Genomic DNA, 16,194 nt, shown 5'->3' with positions numbered 1-16,194 from the left:
TTCACCTATGCCGTTAGTGCCGACCTGGTGTAGGTGACATCGCCGAAGGCCGCGGCGATCTCGTCATCGGGATAGGCAAAGCCGTTGGCGGCGTGCAGCTCTGCCACCGTCAGCGACGACGTCCGCCAACCGCGCTTGTTCAGGTAGTCGATGATGTGGCCGCGCTGGCCGTGATAGACGAGATCGTTGAAGTCGACTTCGAAGCCGAGTTCGGCCATCCGGTCGTGATGTTCACGCCACAGGTCGTGCCCGAAAATCGTGGTGTCGGGCACGAATTCGAAGGCAAGCCGGCTGCCGGGCCCGCTGAGCGCGGTGATGTTGTCGAACAAGGCGTCCTGGGCCTCGTCGGGCAGGTAGACCAGCAAGCCTTCGGCGCTCCACACCGAAGGTGCTTGCGGATCGAACCCCGCCGAGCGCAGCGCAGCGGCCCAGTCGTCGCGCAGGTCGATGACCTGGTCGACGCCACCATCTACGCGATGGCCCACCCGTGCCCGATGTGCCTGGGCTCGCTTTACTACTGCTCGCCCAAAGAACTCATCTTCCTGGTCATGCGGGAGAATTACGAGCAGTACTACCTCGACGACCGCAGATATTTCGAAGTCGCCACCTTCTACGACGAATTCGCCAAGAACTGGGACCAACGGCGATTGCCCATGCGTTATGAGCCCAAAGACGACGCGGTGGGCGTCTACCGGTTGTGGAACGAGCGCAACGGCGGCGAGCGGAGATCCACCGTGGTTCCGCCCGGCTGAACCGATCCTGGCGGCGCAGCGGAGCTTAAGCTATTATCTGCGTATGCATGCAAATAACGCTACAGATCGGCTGCCCGACGACCAGGCCAGCTTGGTGGTCGAGGTGTTCCGCATGCTTGCCGACACCACGCGCGTGCAGGTGTTATGGTCGCTGACGCATCGCGAGATGTCGGTCAATGAACTAGCCGAGCATGTGGGCAAGCCGGCGCCGTCGGTATCCCAGCACCTCGCGAAGTTGCGGATGGCGCGGCTGGTGCGCACCCGCCGCGAGGGAACCACCATTTTCTACAGCCTGGAAAACGATCACGTCCGCCAGCTCGTCACCGATGCCGTCTACAACGCCGAGCACGCCGGCCCGGGGGTTCCGCGGCATCACCGCGCCGACGGCGAGCTAAAAGCTATCTCACAGTAAGGAACAGAACATGACTGAGCAGCACACCCACGATGCCCCGCATGCCCACGAACACCACCACGGCGACGAGGCTCACACGCACGCGCACACCACCCATGACCACGACCACGTTGCGCACGAGCATCCGCACTCACATGAAGACGGGACCGAGCACGTCCATCAGCACGTGCATCAAGCCGGCCTCGAAGACGTCCACAACCACGCCCACGGCTGACGCGGGCGGGTCAGACCGTCGGGCAGTAGTGCTTCGGGTTGTCGCGCTCGTCGAGCGGCGGCAGGTTGCGGGCAGGCGTCTGCACCAGCGGTTTGTCCGCCGGGATCCGCCCAGTGGCGCGATCGAAGCCGGCGCGGGCGCGAGGGTGCTTGCGGTACCGGAACGGTACGAAAGCGAAAATCACCCGCACGACGTCGCCTAACCGCCGGTGTAGCCATTCGTCGCGACGCGACCACTTGTAACCCATCAGCTCCCGAACCGGCGGGTCGTACAGACCGACGGTCAGCCAGACGAAGAACGGCGCCAGCAATTTACGCTGCGCTGCCCATAGCTTGTTCGGGATCCATTGGGCGAAGGGAGGTTTGGCGAGTTCGGTGAGGTCGAGCACCGCGCGTGCCGCGTAATTGTCCTCAAGCACGTTGCGGCACATGTGATCCCAGTAGACCTGGAACTCCTCCCAGGACGCGGGCACCGGCCGCATGCTCATGCCGTACATGCGGTACCAGTCGACGTGTTCGTCGAACAGCTGGCGCTTCTGCGCCTCGGTCAGCCCGCCGCAGAACCGCTCGGCAACGTGAATAGTGCCGATAAAGAAAGTCGCGTGCGCCCAGTAGAAGACGTCAGGGTTGAGCGCGTGGTAGCGGCGGCCCTGCTCATCCATGCCCTTGATGGCGACGTGGTAGTCGCGCACCTCGGCACCGGTCGTCGGGGCCCGGTCGCCGTCGAAAACCACTCCGCCGATCGGATACAGCGACCGCATCAGCCGCGGCCAGCGCTCGCGGAAGAACGTCGAGTGATCGATGACGGCCGCACCCAGCTGCGGGTGCATGTTCTGCATGGATCCCGCCCATGGACCCTGCAGCATCCCGCGCCAGTCGCCGAAGTAGCGCCACGTCAGGGAATCCGGTCCCAGCGGAATCGGCGGTGCGTCGTAGCCCAGTGGCGATACCGGACATCCTCCCGCCACTTCGCTGTGTTCACCGAGGCTGTCATCACCAGCTATCGCGCTGGTCAGCGGGCAGGTTGCGGACGTATCTTGAGTCACTGGCTAATTCCCCGTGGATTTCGGTAACTTTGACTACATGCGTTGTCACTTTTTAGCTTAGGAGCGATGTGCCATCCGGTCAACGACGAAGCCGTTGGTCCGGCGTGCCCCTGGAGAACCGTCTCGCCCTGCGCCGAGACGATCTCCTCGCCGCCGGCGTGCAACTGCTCGGCAGCGACGGCGGGCCCGCGCTTACCGTCCGCGCGGTGTGCCGCAAGGCGGCGCTGACCGAACGCTATTTCTACGAAAGCTTTTCCGACCGCGACGAATTCGTGCGCGCGGTTTACGACGATGTATGTGCGCGCGCGATGGAGACCCTGGCCTCGGCGAAGACGCCTCGGGAAGCCGTCGAGCAATTCGTGGCGCTGATGGTCGACGATCCAGTGCGCGGGCGGGTGCTGCTGCTGGCGCCGGCGGTAGAACCGATACTGACTCGGTCGGGCGCGGAATGGATGCCCAACTTCATCGAGCTGCTGCAGCGCAAGCTGTCCCGGATCCGTGATGCAGCCCTGCAGAAGTTGGTTGCCACCAGCCTGATCGGCGGCCTTACAGCTCTGTTCACCGCATACCTGAGCGGACAGCTCGGGGTCACCCGCGAAGAATTCATCGACTATTGCGTCGACATGCTGCTCAGCACGGCCGCGGCCTACGTTCCCCGCCGTGAGCTGCAGGAAGCCAATCAATCGGTGCAGTCCGCACCCCGCGACTGAGGTCCCCGCCAGCCCGTCAGCACCCGGTGCGGGAACACCTTGAACTTCGAGATGACGCGCCGCGCGGCAAACTTGATGCTACTGGGATACACAGATATATTGACTGCTACCACTAGACACAGATAACTGGAGGGCCCATGTCAGCCGAGCTGACAAACCTACAGCTGTTGCACGAACTCGAACCGGTCGTCGAGAAACACCTCAACCGGCACCTGAGCATGCACAAGAACTGGAACCCACACGACTACATCCCGTGGTCGGACGGGAAGAACTTCTACGCGCTCGGCGGGCAGGATTGGGATCCTGAGCAGAGCAAGCTCTCCGACCTCGCCCAGGTGGCGATGGTGCAGAACCTGATGACCGAAGACAATCTGCCGTCGTATCACCGCGAGATCGCAATGAACTTCGGCTTGGACGGCCCCTGGGGTCAGTGGGTCAACCGGTGGACCGCCGAAGAGAACCGGCACGGCATCGCGCTGCGCGACTACCTGGTGGTGACCCGCGCGGTCGACCCTGTCGAACTGGAGAAGTTGCGCATCGAGGTGGTGAATCGGGGCTTCAGCCCGGGTCAGAACCACCAGGTTCGGGACGACCTGTTCGCCGAGAGCCTGTTCGATTCGGTCATCTACGTCACGTTCCAGGAGCTGGCGACCCGGATTTCGCACCGCAACACCGGTAAAGCCTGCAACGAGTCGGTCGCCGACCAGTTGCTGGCCAAGATCTCGGCCGACGAGAACCTGCACATGATCTTCTACCGCGATGTCAGCGAGGCCGGCTTCGAAATTGCCCCCAACCAGGCGACGAAGTCGCTGCACAAGATCCTGCGCAACTTCCAGATGCCGGGCTTCCAGGTACCCGAGTTCCGCCGCAAGGCCGTGTTCATCGCTGTCGGCGGGGTGTACGACCCCCGCATCCATCTCGACGAGGTGGTCATGCCGGTGCTGAAGAAATGGCGCTTCTTCGAGCGTGAAGACATCACCGGTGAAGCCGCCGAGTTGCGCGACGACCTTGCGCTGCTGATCAAGGAACTAGAGGCGGCCTGCGACAAGTTCGAGGTGTCCAAGCAACGCCAACTCGACCGGGAAGCCCGTACCGGCAAGCGGACCACAGCGTTCGAGCTGCATCAGACCGCCGGCAAGTTGGCGATGAGCCGGCGGTAGCCGCGCGGTGCGCATCGGACCCATCGAGCTCGCCAGCCCGGTTGTGCTGGCACCCATGGCCGGTGTGACGAACGTCGCATTCCGGACGTTGTGCCGTGAGTTGGAGCAGTCGAAGGTCGGTACCGTCAGCGGACTCTACGTCTGCGAGATGGTGACGGCCCGCGCGCTCGTCGAGCGGCACCCGGTCACCATGCACATGACGACGTTCTCCCCGGACGAATCGCCGCGATCACTGCAGCTGTACGCGGTCGATCCGGTCACCACGTATGCGGCCGCCAGGATGGTCGCCCACGAAGGTCTGGCTGATCACATCGACATGAACTTCGGCTGCCCGGTGCCCAAGGTGACCAAGCGCGGCGGCGGGTCCGCGCTGCCGTACAAGCGGCGGTTGTTCGGTCAGATCGTGGGTGCTGCGGTGCGCGCCGCCGAAGGCACTGAGGTACCGGTGACCGTCAAATTCCGCATCGGCATCGACGACGACCACCACACGCATCTGGACGCTGGGCGCATCGCCGAAGCCGAAGGCGCGGCCGCGGTGGCGCTGCACGCCCGGACCGCGGCGCAGCGTTACTCCGGCACGGCCGATTGGAACCAGATCGCTGCGCTCAAGGAGCAGGTGCGGACGATTCCGGTGCTCGGCAACGGGGACATCTACGACGCCAGCGATGCGCTGACCATGATGGCCGCCACCGGATGCGACGGCGTTGTCATCGGCCGTGGCTGCCTGGGCCGGCCGTGGTTGTTCGCCGAGCTGTCGGCCGCGTTCACCGGCAGCCCGCCACCCACTCCACCCACGCTCGGTGAGGTCGCCGACATCATCCGCCACCACGGCACGTTGCTGTCCGAGCATTTCGGCGAGGACAAGGGCATGCGCGACATCCGCAAGCACATTGCCTGGTACCTGCATGGCTTTCCTGCCGGATCGGACTTGCGGCGGGCATTGGCGCTGGTCAAGACGCTCGCCGAACTCGACGGTCTGCTGGACGGGCTGGATGGCAGTATCCCGTTCCCGAGCGCCGCGAATGGGCCCCGGGGCCGTCAGGGCTCACCGGCCCGCGTGGCACTGCCCGAGGGCTGGCTCAACGATCCCGACGACTGCACGGTGCCCGCCGCGGCGGACGTCATGCACTCGGGCGGTTGAGCCGAAACACACTCGAAATCGCGCACGGGCCGATAACTCAGTACGATGTGAGCCTTGCTGCATTGTTCGGTTGCGGTAGCGCGGCCGGCGGCGCTGAGCCAGTGGTATAGGGCCAGCACTGCGCCTGACCGCAGCGCTTGGTACCACTGACGTCCGCATCAAAGTTTCGGAGGCCGGCTGGACATGGGTGACGGCGAGCACGACGCCACTCTTGGCCCTCGGCGCGCATCGGGCGCGGGCAGCGATGGCCAACCAACTCCCAACCCGCGGCCAACGCATGCCGCTGCGCCGTGGGAGCGGTTTTCCACGCCGCAACCCGACAACGGCGCCCACCTGTGGCAGCCTGAGCCCCCGGTCGAGCCCCAGGTAGAGCCTGCGACGGACACCCAGAAAGTCGCCTCTCACGCCGACGGCGCAATCAGCGTTGCGGACCTGATCGCCAAAATCGGCGCCCCCCGGCCTGACCGGCCCCGGCGCCGTCACGTCGCCCCGGAGACCGACTCCTCCGAAGCTGTCGAAGCCGCGGAAGCCGTCGATGACGGACCCGACACACAGGTCATCGAGACCCCGGCGTACTCGCTCGACCTCGTCTCCGAACTTCCCGAGCTCGGGACGGCCAACTACCCGAACGATGACGACGACTTCGACGCCGTGTGCGCGCACACCGCCGAGGAGCGCGGGGCAACACCGAAGCTGATCGGCAAGGCATCCGAGGCTCCGGCGGGTCCTCAGGCCGAGAACGACCCCGGCCCCAAAGCCAAATCCCACCGCCCGATGCTGGTGGCCGGACGGTCGCTGGCGGCGTTATTCGCCGCGGTGGCGCTGGCCATGACCGGCGGGGCATGGCACTGGAGCAACTCCAAGAACGACCGCCTCAAAGCCGTCAGTGCGCTTGACCCGCATTCGTCCGACATCATCGATCCCGACGGGCAGTACGGCGATGAGAACTTCCTGATCGTCGGTATGGACTCCCGCGCGGGAGCGAACGCCAATATGGGAGCCGGTGACACCGAGGACGCCGGGGGCGCGCGGTCGGACACCGTGATGCTGGTCAACATTCCGGCCAACCGGCAACGGGTCGTGGCGGTCTCGTTTCCGCGTGACCTCGCCATAACCCCGATGCAATGCGAAGCCTGGAACCCCGAAACCCGCAAGTACGGACCCATCTACGACCAGAAGACCGGAAAAATGGGCCCGCGCATGGTGTACACCGAGACCAAGCTGAACTCGACGTTCTCCTTCGGCGGCCCTAAATGCCTGGTGAAGGAAATCCAGAAATTGTCGGGCTTGAGCATCAATCGGTTCATCGCCATCGACTTCGTCGGTTTCGCGCGCATGGTCGAGGCACTCGGTGGCGTCGAGGTGTGCACCACCACCCCGCTGAAGGACTACGAGCTGGGCACGGTGCTCGATCATGCCGGGCGCCAGACCATCAACGGGGCAACCGCGTTGAACTACGTGCGAGCCCGCCAGGTCACCACCGAAAGCAACGGCGACTACGGACGCATCAAACGTCAGCAGTTGTTCGTGTCGTCGCTGTTGCGTTCGCTGATCTCGGCAGACACCCTGCTCAACCCCGCCAAGCTCAACAACGTCGTCAACATATTCGTCGCCAACAGCTACGTCGACAACGTCAAGACGAAAGACCTGGTCCAGCTGGGTCAATCGCTGCAGCACATGGCGGCCGGCCACGTCACGTTCGTCACCGTCCCGACCGGCGTGACCGACCAGAACGGCGACGAGCCGCCGCGCACGGCCGATATGAAGGCGCTCTTTGCGGCCATCATCAACGACGATCCGCTGCCGCTGGAAAACGATCACAACGCCCAGAGCCTGGGCCGGACGCCGACGACCGCGCCCAGTACCAAGAAGGCGCCGCCGCCCAGTGCCACTCCCGAAGGCCACCGCGAGCAGGTCACGACGACCTCGCCGAGCGAGGTCACCGTCCAGGTCTCCAACTCGACCGCGCAGACCGGGCTGGCCAGCGTCGCCAGTAACCAGCTCAAGCGCAACGGCTTCAACGTGATGACGCCGGACGACTATCCGAGTTCACTGCGGACCACGACGGTGTTCTTCTCCCCCGGCAACGAACAGGCGGCCGCCACGGTCGCTTCGGCGTTCGCCACGTCGAAGGTCGAGCGGGTCACCGGCATTGGGCCGGTTGTTCAGGTAGTCCTCGGCCCGGACTTCAGCTCGGTGACCGCTCCCCCGCCCAGCGGCTCGTCGGTCACCGTGCAGATTGAGCGCAACTCCAGCAGCCCGCCGACCAAGCTGCCCGGAGACCTTGCGGTGATCAATGCCGCCGACACCACCTGCGAGTAGGCGTTTCGGCACCGCCTGACGGCGTTTTCCGCCATTGAGAACGTAGGCTTGACCACATGCGGACCGCGTATCATGAGCAACTCTCGGATTTGTCCGAGCAGCTCGGCGACATGTGCGGCCTGGCGGGGATCGCCATGGAGCGGGCAACCCAAGCCTTGCTGCAAGCCGATTTGGTGCTGGCCGAGCAAGTGATCTCCGACCACGAGAAGATCGCTGCGCTGAGCGCCCGCGCCGAAGAAAGCGCCTTCGTCCTACTGGCTTTGCAAGCGCCGGTCGCCGGCGACCTCCGCGCGATCGTCAGCGCCATCCAGATGGTGGCGGACATCGACCGGATGGGCGCATTGGCCCTGCACGTCGCGAAGATCGCGCGGCGGCGGCATCCGCAGCACGCGTTACCTGAAGAGGTCAACGGATATTTCGCCGAAATGGGCAGGGTCGCAGTCGAATTGGGTAACAGCGCGCAAGAGGTGCTGTTGTCGCGAGACCCGGAGAAGGCCGCCCGGATCCGCGAAGAAGACGATGCGATGGACGATCTGCACCGGCATTTGTTCAGCGTGCTGATGGACCGCGAGTGGCGCCACGGCGTCGCCGCCGCCGTCGACGTGACACTGCTGGGCCGGTTCTATGAACGATTCGCCGACCATGCCGTCGAAGTTGCACGGCGTGTCATCTTCCAGGCGACCGGCAAGTTCCCGGACGAAAGCTCAGGGTCTCCAGTTAGCCCGCCGACGGTGTCTTAGCCGAAGCGGCCGGAGATGTAGTCCTCGGTGGCCTTCTGGTTCGGGTTGGAAAAGATCTTCTCGGTCTCGTCGATCTCCACCAGCCGGCCCGGCCGTCCCACCGCTTCCAGGTTGAAGAACGCGGTGTGATCGCTTACCCGTGCGGCCTGCTGCATGTTGTGGGTGACGATGACGATGGTGTAATCCTGCTTCAGCTCACCGATCAGGTCTTCGATCGCCATCGTCGAGATGGGGTCGAGTGCCGAGCACGGCTCGTCCATCAGCAGCACGTCGGGTTGCACCGCGATGGCGCGCGCGATGCACAGCCGCTGCTGCTGCCCGCCGGACAACCCGCCGCCGGGCTTGTCCAACCGGTCCTTGACCTCATCCCAGAGGTTCGCGCCGCGCAGCGAGTATTCGGCAGTCTCGTCAAGCACCTTGCGGTTGCGCACACCCTGCAGCTTCAGGCCCGCCACCACGTTGTTGCGAATCGACATGGCCGGGAAGGGGTTCGGCCGCTGAAACACCATCCCGATCGCCCTGCGCACGCCGACCGGGTCGATGCCCGGGGCGTAGATGTCTTCGTCGTCGAGCAGTACCGAGCCCTCGACCCGGGCGCCGGCGATGACCTCGTGCATGCGGTTGAGCGTGCGCAGCACCGTCGTCTTGCCGCAGCCCGAAGCGCCGATGAACGCCGTCACGCTACGCGGCAGAATCGATAGCGACACATCCGAGACGGCGTGAAACGCCCCGTAGTAGATGTTGACCGACTTGAGGTCCAGCCGCTTAGCCACTAACTGCTCCTGCCTGTGCCCGCGCCGCCCCCAGCGGGGACGCCGCGCAGCGTCAATTGGTTACTGCATTGCGTTGATCGCGGTGACCAAGCGCTCCTTGACTTTATCGGGCAGCGGAACGTAGCCGCGTGAGGAAAGGCCGCTCTGACCATCGTTGGCGGCCACGGTGAGAAACGATTTAATCGCCACGGCGGTGTCCGCGTCGTATCCGCCCGAGCACACGATCTGGTACGTGGCCAGGATAAACGGGTAAGCGTTGGGCTCGTGAGTGCCGTAGACCGAGTACAGATCGAGCACCAGATCGTTGCCACTTGCCACGAACTTGGCGGCGTTGACGCCGTTGCGGGCCGTGTCGTTGGTGAGCGGGACCGCTCCACTGCCGTTGTCGATCTGGGCGTACGGCATGCCGGCCTGGTCGGCGAACCCCTTCTCGACATATCCAATTGCTCCCGGCGTGGACCGTACCGCCTGGATGATGCCTTCCGAATTGGCGGCTCCCTGCCCGCCACTACCCTGGAACCTGGTGCCGACGCCCTGGATCCAGCTCTGTGGCGCGGCGACGGTCAGATACCGCTGCAAGTTGTCGGTGGTTCCAGAAGGATCCGTCCGATAGACCGCCGTGATCCGGCCGTCAGGCAGTGGTACGCCGCGATTGAGCGCGGCCAGCGTCGGATCGTTCCAGCTCGTGATCATGCCGCTGAAAATCTTGGCCAGCGCATCACCGTTGACGACCAGGGTTTGAACGCCGGGCAGGTTGTAGACCAGGGCGACCGGGCCGAATACCAGCGGGAGGTCCCACGCCGGGTGTCCATTGCAGCGTTTGGCGGCCGGGGCGATCTGCTCCGAAACCAGCGGCGAGTCAGCGCCGGCGAAATCGACGTGACCGGCGATGAACTGCTCGCGGCCCGGACCCGAACCGCTCGGTGTGTAGGACACCTTCTTGCCCGGGCACGCCTGGGCCCACGCCTGATTGAACGACTCGATCGCGTTCAGTTGGGCGCTCGAGCCCTCGGCCGTGAGCGCACTCTTGCCGCCGCAGTCCACTGCCGCGACGTGTCCTCCCGAGTGGACTGACGTCGAAGCGCCGCGGCGGTGGTTGTCGCTGCTGCAGGCAGTCAACGCCGCGACGGTGACGACACACGTGGTGACCGCCAGCGCCACCGCCCTGTCGAGCCTCACCGATCTCGCTTTCCTCAGCGCTTTTCGTTGCGTCGTCGGGTCCTGGCTGCCGGCCGACTCCCTGAGAGGAGGTTGCCAAGTCACCCCGAAAGTATGCGCGTGGGCTGGGAGGGAGTTATTCAGCGGGCGTCTGGCCCTCGCCGGCGGCCGCATAGGCGGTATCGACGCTGTAGGTGGTGAAGCCCAGCCGCTGGTAGGTGCGTACCGCCGCGACATTGTCCGACTCCACGTAGAGCATCACGATCGGTTCCGTCGATCCGGCCAGTCGTTGCGCCAGCGAGGCCAGACCTATTGAGGTCAGCACCTTCCCCAGCCCGCGGCCCTGCGCCGACGGGTCCACGCCGAGCACGTAGACCTCGCCCAGGCCCGGGTGGTCGGCGTGGATTTTGGTCCAGTGGAAGCCGAGCAGCCTGTCCGCGTCGTCGCTCGAGGTGTCGCCGAAAGCCAGAAACAGGCCCTCCGGGTCGAACCACGGTTCGTTTCGCCGCTCCTCGAGCTGCGCAGCACTCCACCCGCCCTGTTCCGGGTGGTAGTCGAACGCGGCGTTGTTGACCCGCAGCAGCTCGGCATCATCGGCGGTGCCCGCGTAAGTGCGGACCCGCAGTCCAGGCGGGATCATCGGTTCAGGCATATCGCGCAGGGAGCGCCGCATCTGGACCAGTTCGCGGACCTTGACCAGGCCCAGCGCGGAGGCCGTCGCGCGGGCCGGTTCGAGCGTGCCGTGTGCCCAGAAGTGGTTGCGGTTGCCGGTCTTGGTCAGGGCCGCGCGTGCCATCGCGGCGCCCATACCGCGGCGACGAGCCTGCGGGTGCACCACCATCTCGGCCATCGCGACCTCGCCGTCGCGTGCTGAGCTGAGATTGAGGTAGCCGCTGATCGCCTTACCCGGTCCGGGTCCGGCGATCAGATGATTGGTGCGCTCTTGGCCGAGTTCACGCAGCACCTGTTCGCCGACAGGCGCAACGCCATCGAATTCAGTTGCTGCGCTGACGATTTCGCGCACTCGCTGCTGCTCTTCGGCGGTCAGCGCGGAGCGCCACTCAGGTTCGGTCACTGAGTGTGCAACGGGTCGACCAGTGGTTCCGCGACACCGTCTCGTTCGGGCTCGGCGCCGTCGTCTTCGTCGGGCTGGGCGATCGGCGTGCGTCCGCGCGCGGGCCGGACCGCCTTGTAACCGACGTTGCGTACCGTGCCGATCAGGGCTTCGTGCTCGGCGCCCAATTTGGCGCGCAGACGACGTACGTGCACGTCGACGGTCCGGGTGCCACCGAAGAAGTCATAGCCCCACACCTCGTGCAGCAGCTGCGCGCGGGTGAACACCCGGCCGGCATGCTGCGCCAAGTACTTGAGCAGTTCGAACTCTTTGTAGGTGAGGTCAAGCGGGCGACCACGTAGCCGGGCGGTGTAGGTGCCTTCGTCGATCACGAGCTCACCCAGAGTCACCTTGCCCGCGCTTTCCTGGTCGGCGAGCCCGCCGCGCCGGCCGATCACCAGCCGCAACCTGGCGTCGATCTCGGCCGGGCCGGTGGTGGGCAACAGGATCTCGTCCAGTCCCCAGTCGGCACTGACAGCTACCAGGCCGCCTTCACTCACGACAGCCAGGACCGCGCCCGATCGACCCGCCGTGCTCAATAGCCTGCACAGACCCCGGCCAGCCGACAGGTCCTGGCGGGCGTCGACTATGACGGCGTCCGCGGCGCCCGCCTCCAGCAACGACGACGGCTCCGGCGGCGCCGTCCGCACTGTATGCGGGAGCAGCGTCAACGCCGGCAGCACCGGATCAGGATGCAGCTCCGAAGTCAGCAGCAGTAGCTCCAACAAGCCCTCCAGCGCTTGTGGGGAAGGCGTCTCCCAAGTTGATAACGCCATGCGGCCCCAGATGGCCACAGTGGCCAGGTCATCTAACGATAACTTGCCACCTGGTCTTTCGCCCGACGACGATGCCGCCGCGTCAGCGGCGGCTGAGGAGTCGGGTGTGCGGCCTGGTCCGCCCGGATGAGCCACAATGTTCGAATGCGCAGGATGGTGGTCAGTCTGACCGCGGTGGCGGTCGCCGTGGCCGTCATCGTCGGCGGTGCCATCGCTGTCGACTACGGAGCCAGCATCTACGCCGAATACCGGCTGTCGGCCAATGTCCGCAAAGCGGCCAGTCTGGGGTCTGACCCATTTGTCGCCATCCTGGCGTTTCCGTTCATCCCGCAGGCGATACACCGCCACTACAACGAGCTGGAGATCAAGGCCAACGCCGTCGACCACGCCATGGTCGGCAAGGCGACCCTCGAAGCCACTATGCACTCGATAGACCTGACCGACGCGTCCTGGCTGATCAGGCCGGACGCCAAGCTGTCGGTCGGCAAGCTGGAGAGTCGCATCATCATCAGCTCGACGCATCTGGGCCGCTATCTGGGCATCAGCGACCTGATGGTCGAGGCACCGCCGCAGGAGACCAACGACGCCACCGGCGGTACCACCGAGTCGGGCATATCCGGCAATCACGGGCTGGTGTTCAGCGGCACACCGAAATCGGCCGGCTTCGACCACCGAGTCAGCGTCTCGGTGGATTTGTCCATCGCGCCCGACGACCCGGCGACATTGGTGTTCACCCCCACCGGTGTCCTGACCGGTCCCAATACCGCCGACCAGACCGTTCCGGACGACAAACGAGACGCGGTGCTCCACGCCTTCGACGCGCGGCTGCCCAACCAGAGGCTGCCATTCGGGGTAGCGCCCACCGCTGCGGGAGCGCGCGGCTCCGACGTCATCATCGAGGGCATCACCCGGGGAGCGACGGTGACACTCGAAGGGTTCAAGCAGTCATGACGCGCGCCAACGACGTCTGGGACGTGCGTCAGCCCTGGTAGCGCTGTTGGCTTGATCACTATGTCATTGGGTAAGCTGTCCGTCGTGTCATCCCGCATCGAGCCCATGCTCACCAGGCGTCGCGCAGTCGATCTGTGCCGCATCGCGGGTTGTTGCTGTTGCTGTTGCTGTAGCTGCTGAGTAGCCGCGCTTTTCAGCGCCGCACTCGGAGCAGCCTCGGAGTCCTACCGTGGCTTTGCCTCCCCCGTTTGCCGTGTCCAAGGAGTACCCAGGAGTAGCACCGTGTCGAGCAGTAACATCCCCGCCGCATCACGCGGCATTCAATGCGCTAACCAGGCTGTTTAGCAGGAAATCGAAAGGAACACCCACCATGGCACGCTCCGACGTCCTGGTCTCCGCCGACTGGGCTGAGAGCAATCTCGACGCCGCCAACGTCGTCTTTGTCGAAGTCGATGAAGACGCCAGCGCCTACGACGGCGGGCACATCGCCGGCGCGATCAAGCTGGACTGGCGCACCGACTTGCAGGACCCGGTCAAGCGCGACTTCGTCGACGCACAGCAATTCTCAAAGCTGCTGTCCGAGCGCGGCGTCTCCAATGACGACACGGTGGTTCTCTACGGGGGCAACAACAACTGGTTCGCGGCCTACGCGTACTGGTACTTCAAGCTGTACGGGCACGAGAAGGTCAAGCTGCTCGACGGCGGACGCAAGAAGTGGGAGCTCGATGGGCGCCCGCTGTCCAGCGACCCGGTCAGCAGGCCCGAAACGTCTTACACCGCCGCGGCGCCGGACAACTCGATCCGGGCGTTCCGCGACGAGGTCATCGCGGCCATCAGCGTCAAGAACCTGGTCGACGTGCGCTCGCCCGACGAGTTCTCCGGCAAGATCCTGGCGCCTGCGCATCTGCCGCAGGAACAGAGCCAGCGGCCCGGGCACATCCCCGGTGCCATCAACGTGCCTTGGAGCAGGGCGGCCAACGAGGACGGCACCTTCAAATCCGACGAGGAGTTGACCAGGATCTATGCCGACGCCGGCCTGGACGGCAGCAAGGAAACGATTGCGTACTGCCGGATCGGGGAACGATCCTCGCACACCTGGTTCGTTTTGCAGGAATTGCTCGGGCATCAAAACGTCAAGAACTACGACGGCAGTTGGACGGAATACGGCTCCCTGGTGGGTGCCCCGATCGAGTTGGGAAGCTGATATGTGCTCTGGACCGAAGCAAGGCCTGACGTTGCCCGCCAGCGTCGACCTGGAGAAGGAAACGGTGATCACCGGCCGCGTCGTGGACCGTGATGGCCAGGCCGTGGGCGGCGCGTTCGTCCGACTGCTGGATTCGTCGGACGAGTTCACGGCTGAGGTGGTCGCATCGGCCACCGGCGACTTCCGGTTCTTCGCCGCCCCCGGATCTTGGACGTTGCGGGCGCTGTCGGCGGTCGGCAACGGCGACGCCATTGTGGCGCCGTCGGGTGCGGGCATCCACGAGGTGGACGTCAAGATCGCCTGACGGGCTGCTCGCCGCAACACTCCCGGGACGAATAGACTCGTTCCCGTGGTGCTCTTCTTCGAGATCATGCTGGTGGCGGCGACACTCGTCATCACTTGGTTCGCGCTGTACACGCTGTACCGGCTGATCACTGACGAGTCGTGACCTCCGACGAGGGCCCCGAATCGGTTGGTCCTGCGGGCTCGAGCGATGCGGTCGCTGGAATGTCTCAAGCAGCCGAACGCTCAAGGCTTACCGCCGCCCGCAATATCCCCGCCTTCGACGATCTGCCGGTGCCCCCCGACACCGCGAACCTGCGCGAGGGCGCAAATCTGAACGACGCCCTGCTGGCGTTGCTGCCGTTGGTCGGTGTGTGGCGCGGCGAGGGTGAGGGCCGCGGACCCGACGGGGACTACCGATTCGGACAGCAGATCGTGGTCTCACACGACGGTGGCAACTATCTAATTTGGGAAGCCCGCTCGTGGCGTCTCGACGACACGGGCGAGTATCAGGAACCAGGCTTGCGCGAGACGGGTTTTTGGCGGTTCGTTATCGATCCCGATGACCCGAGCGAGTCGCAGGCGATCGAGCTGCTGCTGGCTCACTCCGCCGGTTACGTCGAGCTGTTCTACGGGCGCCCGCGTAACCAGTCGTCATGGGAGTTGGTTACCGATGCGCTGGCCCGCAGTCGGTCCGGCATCCTGGTGGGCGGCGCCAAGCGGCTCTACGGCATCGTCGAAGGCGGCGATTTGGCTTACGTCGAGGAGCGCGTGGACCCCGACGGCGGACTTGTGCCGCACCTGTCGGCGCGACTGTCCCGATTCGTCGGATAACGCGTCCTGACATGGAGCGGCCCCCGAGCAATGCTCTGGTTGGACAAGACCGGAAGCTCGGGGGCCGGGTGGCTGCGGGGAATTCGCCAGCGCGCGTTGGCCGCTAGCTTCTCCGAGCCAGTGCTGCTAGCGCGCAGCCACCTCACATGTCCATGAAGCTATCAATTTCGCGGACCACCTCCTTCCTTGTGTGTCTCGACCATAGCATTCGGGTATCCCCGCGCACGTCAGAGACTATTTTTGGGCGGCTTCGGGTTGTAGCCGGGTTGGCACGGGGTCGGCGCCCAGTAGACCCCTGGGCGCCGGGGTGACGCCGGGGTGGTGCGCTTGGGCCCGGCGCTTTGACATGCTCTACCCATGACGGGGGCTGCGGCCTGCTTTACGATGCGGTTCTGGGCTCACGGCGCTGAAGGAGGATCGCCATGGCATTGCCGGCATTGGTCCTCGTACATGGGAGCGGGTTCGCAGCCGATTCGTGGGAGCTGACAGTCGCGGAGATCCAACGGATAGCACCGGAGTTAACCGTGCTTGCCCCCGACCTGCCGGGACGGAGAAACAAACCCGGTGACCTGATCACGGCTTGTATCGACGAATGGGTTGACTCGG

General features: G+C 65.0%; 18 protein-coding genes and 2 pseudogenes. 14 read left to right on the top strand and 6 right to left on the bottom strand.

Annotated elements, in window-relative coordinates:
• Nucleotides 1-5: 5 nt before the first annotated feature.
• Nucleotides 6-449: pseudogene (locus tag AC5Y21_RS10780) on the bottom strand (SAM-dependent methyltransferase); the annotation flags it as partial.
• Here AC5Y21_RS10780 and AC5Y21_RS10775 point away from each other — a divergent pair.
• The 3 genes and pseudogenes from AC5Y21_RS10775 to AC5Y21_RS10765 all read left to right on the top strand — a co-directional run.
• A pseudogene (locus tag AC5Y21_RS10775) lies at nucleotides 447-752 on the top strand (tRNA-specific adenosine deaminase); the annotation flags it as partial. The pseudogenes AC5Y21_RS10780 and AC5Y21_RS10775 sit on opposite strands and share 3 nt — an antisense overlap.
• A gap of 43 nt (nucleotides 753-795) precedes the next feature.
• Entirely contained in the window at nucleotides 796-1,164 is a 369-nt protein-coding gene (locus tag AC5Y21_RS10770) for an ArsR/SmtB family transcription factor (RefSeq protein WP_499912111.1), read from the top strand.
• A gap of 10 nt (nucleotides 1,165-1,174) precedes the next feature.
• Entirely contained in the window at nucleotides 1,175-1,378 is a 204-nt protein-coding gene (locus AC5Y21_RS10765) for a zinc transporter Slc39a7 (protein ID WP_499912108.1), read from the top strand.
• A 10-nt stretch (nucleotides 1,379-1,388) separates the two neighbouring features.
• Here the strand turns inward: AC5Y21_RS10765 and AC5Y21_RS10760 are convergent, their stop codons facing one another.
• Nucleotides 1,389-2,423 (bottom strand): oxygenase MpaB family protein, encoded by a 1,035-nt coding sequence (locus AC5Y21_RS10760; protein WP_499912106.1) that lies wholly within the window; start codon nucleotides 2,421-2,423, stop codon nucleotides 1,389-1,391.
• A 68-nt stretch (nucleotides 2,424-2,491) separates the two neighbouring features.
• On the opposite strand from AC5Y21_RS10760, the gene AC5Y21_RS10755 reads away from it, so the two are divergent.
• The 5 genes from AC5Y21_RS10755 (at nucleotide 2,492) to phoU (ending at nucleotide 8,496) form a co-directional block, all read left to right on the top strand.
• Nucleotides 2,492-3,133: a TetR/AcrR family transcriptional regulator gene (locus AC5Y21_RS10755; RefSeq protein ID WP_499912104.1), complete on the top strand. Its 642-nt coding sequence runs from the start codon at nucleotides 2,492-2,494 to the stop codon at nucleotides 3,131-3,133.
• Nucleotides 3,134-3,270: 137 nt separating this feature from the next.
• Nucleotides 3,271-4,293 carry an acyl-ACP desaturase gene (locus AC5Y21_RS10750; RefSeq protein ID WP_499912101.1) on the top strand — a complete coding sequence of 341 codons (1,023 nt, stop codon included), beginning with the start codon at nucleotides 3,271-3,273 and terminating at the stop codon, nucleotides 4,291-4,293.
• Nucleotides 4,294-4,300: 7 nt separating this feature from the next.
• Nucleotides 4,301-5,434, top strand: coding sequence for a tRNA dihydrouridine synthase DusB (gene dusB, locus AC5Y21_RS10745; protein ID WP_499912100.1), 1,134 nt, complete (start codon nucleotides 4,301-4,303; stop codon nucleotides 5,432-5,434).
• A 183-nt stretch (nucleotides 5,435-5,617) separates the two neighbouring features.
• Complete coding sequence (locus tag AC5Y21_RS10740) at nucleotides 5,618-7,756, top strand: LCP family protein (RefSeq protein WP_499912098.1); 2,139 nt, start codon at nucleotides 5,618-5,620, stop codon at nucleotides 7,754-7,756.
• Between the two features lie 56 nt (nucleotides 7,757-7,812).
• Nucleotides 7,813-8,496: a phosphate signaling complex protein PhoU gene (gene phoU, locus AC5Y21_RS10735; RefSeq protein WP_499912096.1), complete on the top strand. Its 684-nt coding sequence runs from the start codon at nucleotides 7,813-7,815 to the stop codon at nucleotides 8,494-8,496.
• On the opposite strand, the gene pstB is transcribed toward phoU, so the two are convergent.
• The 4 genes from pstB to AC5Y21_RS10715 form a co-directional block, all read right to left on the bottom strand.
• The gene (gene pstB, locus AC5Y21_RS10730; protein ID WP_499912094.1) at nucleotides 8,493-9,269 is read right to left on the bottom strand and encodes a phosphate ABC transporter ATP-binding protein PstB; all 777 of its coding nucleotides are present in this window, start codon (nucleotides 9,267-9,269) and stop codon (nucleotides 8,493-8,495) included. The genes phoU and pstB overlap by 4 nt on opposite strands.
• Before the next feature lie 60 nt (nucleotides 9,270-9,329).
• Nucleotides 9,330-10,448 (bottom strand): phosphate ABC transporter substrate-binding protein PstS, encoded by a 1,119-nt coding sequence (gene pstS, locus AC5Y21_RS10725; RefSeq protein ID WP_499912092.1) that lies wholly within the window; start codon nucleotides 10,446-10,448, stop codon nucleotides 9,330-9,332.
• Between the two features lie 115 nt (nucleotides 10,449-10,563).
• Nucleotides 10,564-11,502, bottom strand: coding sequence for a mycothiol synthase (mshD, locus tag AC5Y21_RS10720; RefSeq protein WP_499912090.1), 939 nt, complete (start codon nucleotides 11,500-11,502; stop codon nucleotides 10,564-10,566).
• Complete coding sequence (locus tag AC5Y21_RS10715; RefSeq protein WP_499912375.1) at nucleotides 11,499-12,269, bottom strand: winged helix-turn-helix transcriptional regulator; 771 nt, start codon at nucleotides 12,267-12,269, stop codon at nucleotides 11,499-11,501. Before AC5Y21_RS10715 ends, mshD begins: the two co-directional genes overlap by 4 nt.
• Nucleotides 12,270-12,461: 192 nt before the next feature.
• On the opposite strand from AC5Y21_RS10715, the gene lmeA reads away from it, so the two are divergent.
• The 6 genes from lmeA to AC5Y21_RS10685 form a co-directional block, all read left to right on the top strand.
• Nucleotides 12,462-13,268, top strand: a complete 807-nt coding sequence (gene lmeA / locus AC5Y21_RS10710) for a mannan chain length control protein LmeA (RefSeq protein WP_499912088.1) — start codon at nucleotides 12,462-12,464, stop codon at nucleotides 13,266-13,268.
• A gap of 60 nt (nucleotides 13,269-13,328) precedes the next feature.
• Nucleotides 13,329-13,448, top strand: coding sequence for an Ms5788A family Cys-rich leader peptide (locus tag AC5Y21_RS10705; protein WP_499912086.1), 120 nt, complete (start codon nucleotides 13,329-13,331; stop codon nucleotides 13,446-13,448).
• A 190-nt stretch (nucleotides 13,449-13,638) separates the two neighbouring features.
• A complete protein-coding gene (locus AC5Y21_RS10700; protein WP_499912084.1) occupies nucleotides 13,639-14,472 on the top strand; it encodes a sulfurtransferase in 834 nt (277 codons plus the stop codon).
• Between the two features lies 1 nt (nucleotide 14,473).
• Complete coding sequence (locus AC5Y21_RS10695) at nucleotides 14,474-14,776, top strand: DUF1416 domain-containing protein (protein WP_499912081.1); 303 nt, start codon at nucleotides 14,474-14,476, stop codon at nucleotides 14,774-14,776.
• A gap of 203 nt (nucleotides 14,777-14,979) precedes the next feature.
• Nucleotides 14,980-15,588 (top strand): heme-binding beta-barrel domain-containing protein, encoded by a 609-nt coding sequence (locus AC5Y21_RS10690; protein ID WP_499912079.1) that lies wholly within the window; start codon nucleotides 14,980-14,982, stop codon nucleotides 15,586-15,588.
• 422 nt (nucleotides 15,589-16,010) lie between these two features.
• Nucleotides 16,011-16,194, top strand: a 184-nt coding sequence (locus AC5Y21_RS10685) for an alpha/beta fold hydrolase (RefSeq protein ID WP_499912077.1), incomplete at its 3' end; no start/stop codon positions are given.

It is taken from the genome of Mycobacterium sp. NGS41, from assembly GCF_059812725.1.
This window is presented reverse-complemented; position numbering and strand designations above follow the sequence as displayed.

Excerpts from the sequence above, each read along its gene's own strand:
- AC5Y21_RS10750 (WP_499912101.1), top strand. The coding sequence starts at position 3,271 with ATGTCAGCCGAGCTGACAAACCTACAGCTGTTGCACGAACTCGAACCG.
- AC5Y21_RS10700 (WP_499912084.1), top strand. The coding sequence starts at position 13,639 with ATGGCACGCTCCGACGTCCTGGTCTCCGCCGACTGGGCTGAGAGCAAT.
- AC5Y21_RS10765 (WP_499912108.1), top strand. The coding sequence starts at position 1,175 with ATGACTGAGCAGCACACCCACGATGCCCCGCATGCCCACGAACACCAC.
- AC5Y21_RS10770 (WP_499912111.1), top strand. The coding sequence starts at position 796 with ATGCATGCAAATAACGCTACAGATCGGCTGCCCGACGACCAGGCCAGC.
- AC5Y21_RS10740 (WP_499912098.1), top strand. The coding sequence starts at position 5,618 with ATGGGTGACGGCGAGCACGACGCCACTCTTGGCCCTCGGCGCGCATCG.
- AC5Y21_RS10705 (WP_499912086.1), top strand. The coding sequence starts at position 13,329 with ATGTCATTGGGTAAGCTGTCCGTCGTGTCATCCCGCATCGAGCCCATG.
- AC5Y21_RS10690 (WP_499912079.1), top strand. The coding sequence starts at position 14,980 with ATGTCTCAAGCAGCCGAACGCTCAAGGCTTACCGCCGCCCGCAATATC.
- phoU (WP_499912096.1), top strand. The coding sequence starts at position 7,813 with ATGCGGACCGCGTATCATGAGCAACTCTCGGATTTGTCCGAGCAGCTC.
- lmeA (WP_499912088.1), top strand. The coding sequence starts at position 12,462 with ATGCGCAGGATGGTGGTCAGTCTGACCGCGGTGGCGGTCGCCGTGGCC.
- AC5Y21_RS10695 (WP_499912081.1), top strand. The coding sequence starts at position 14,474 with ATGTGCTCTGGACCGAAGCAAGGCCTGACGTTGCCCGCCAGCGTCGAC.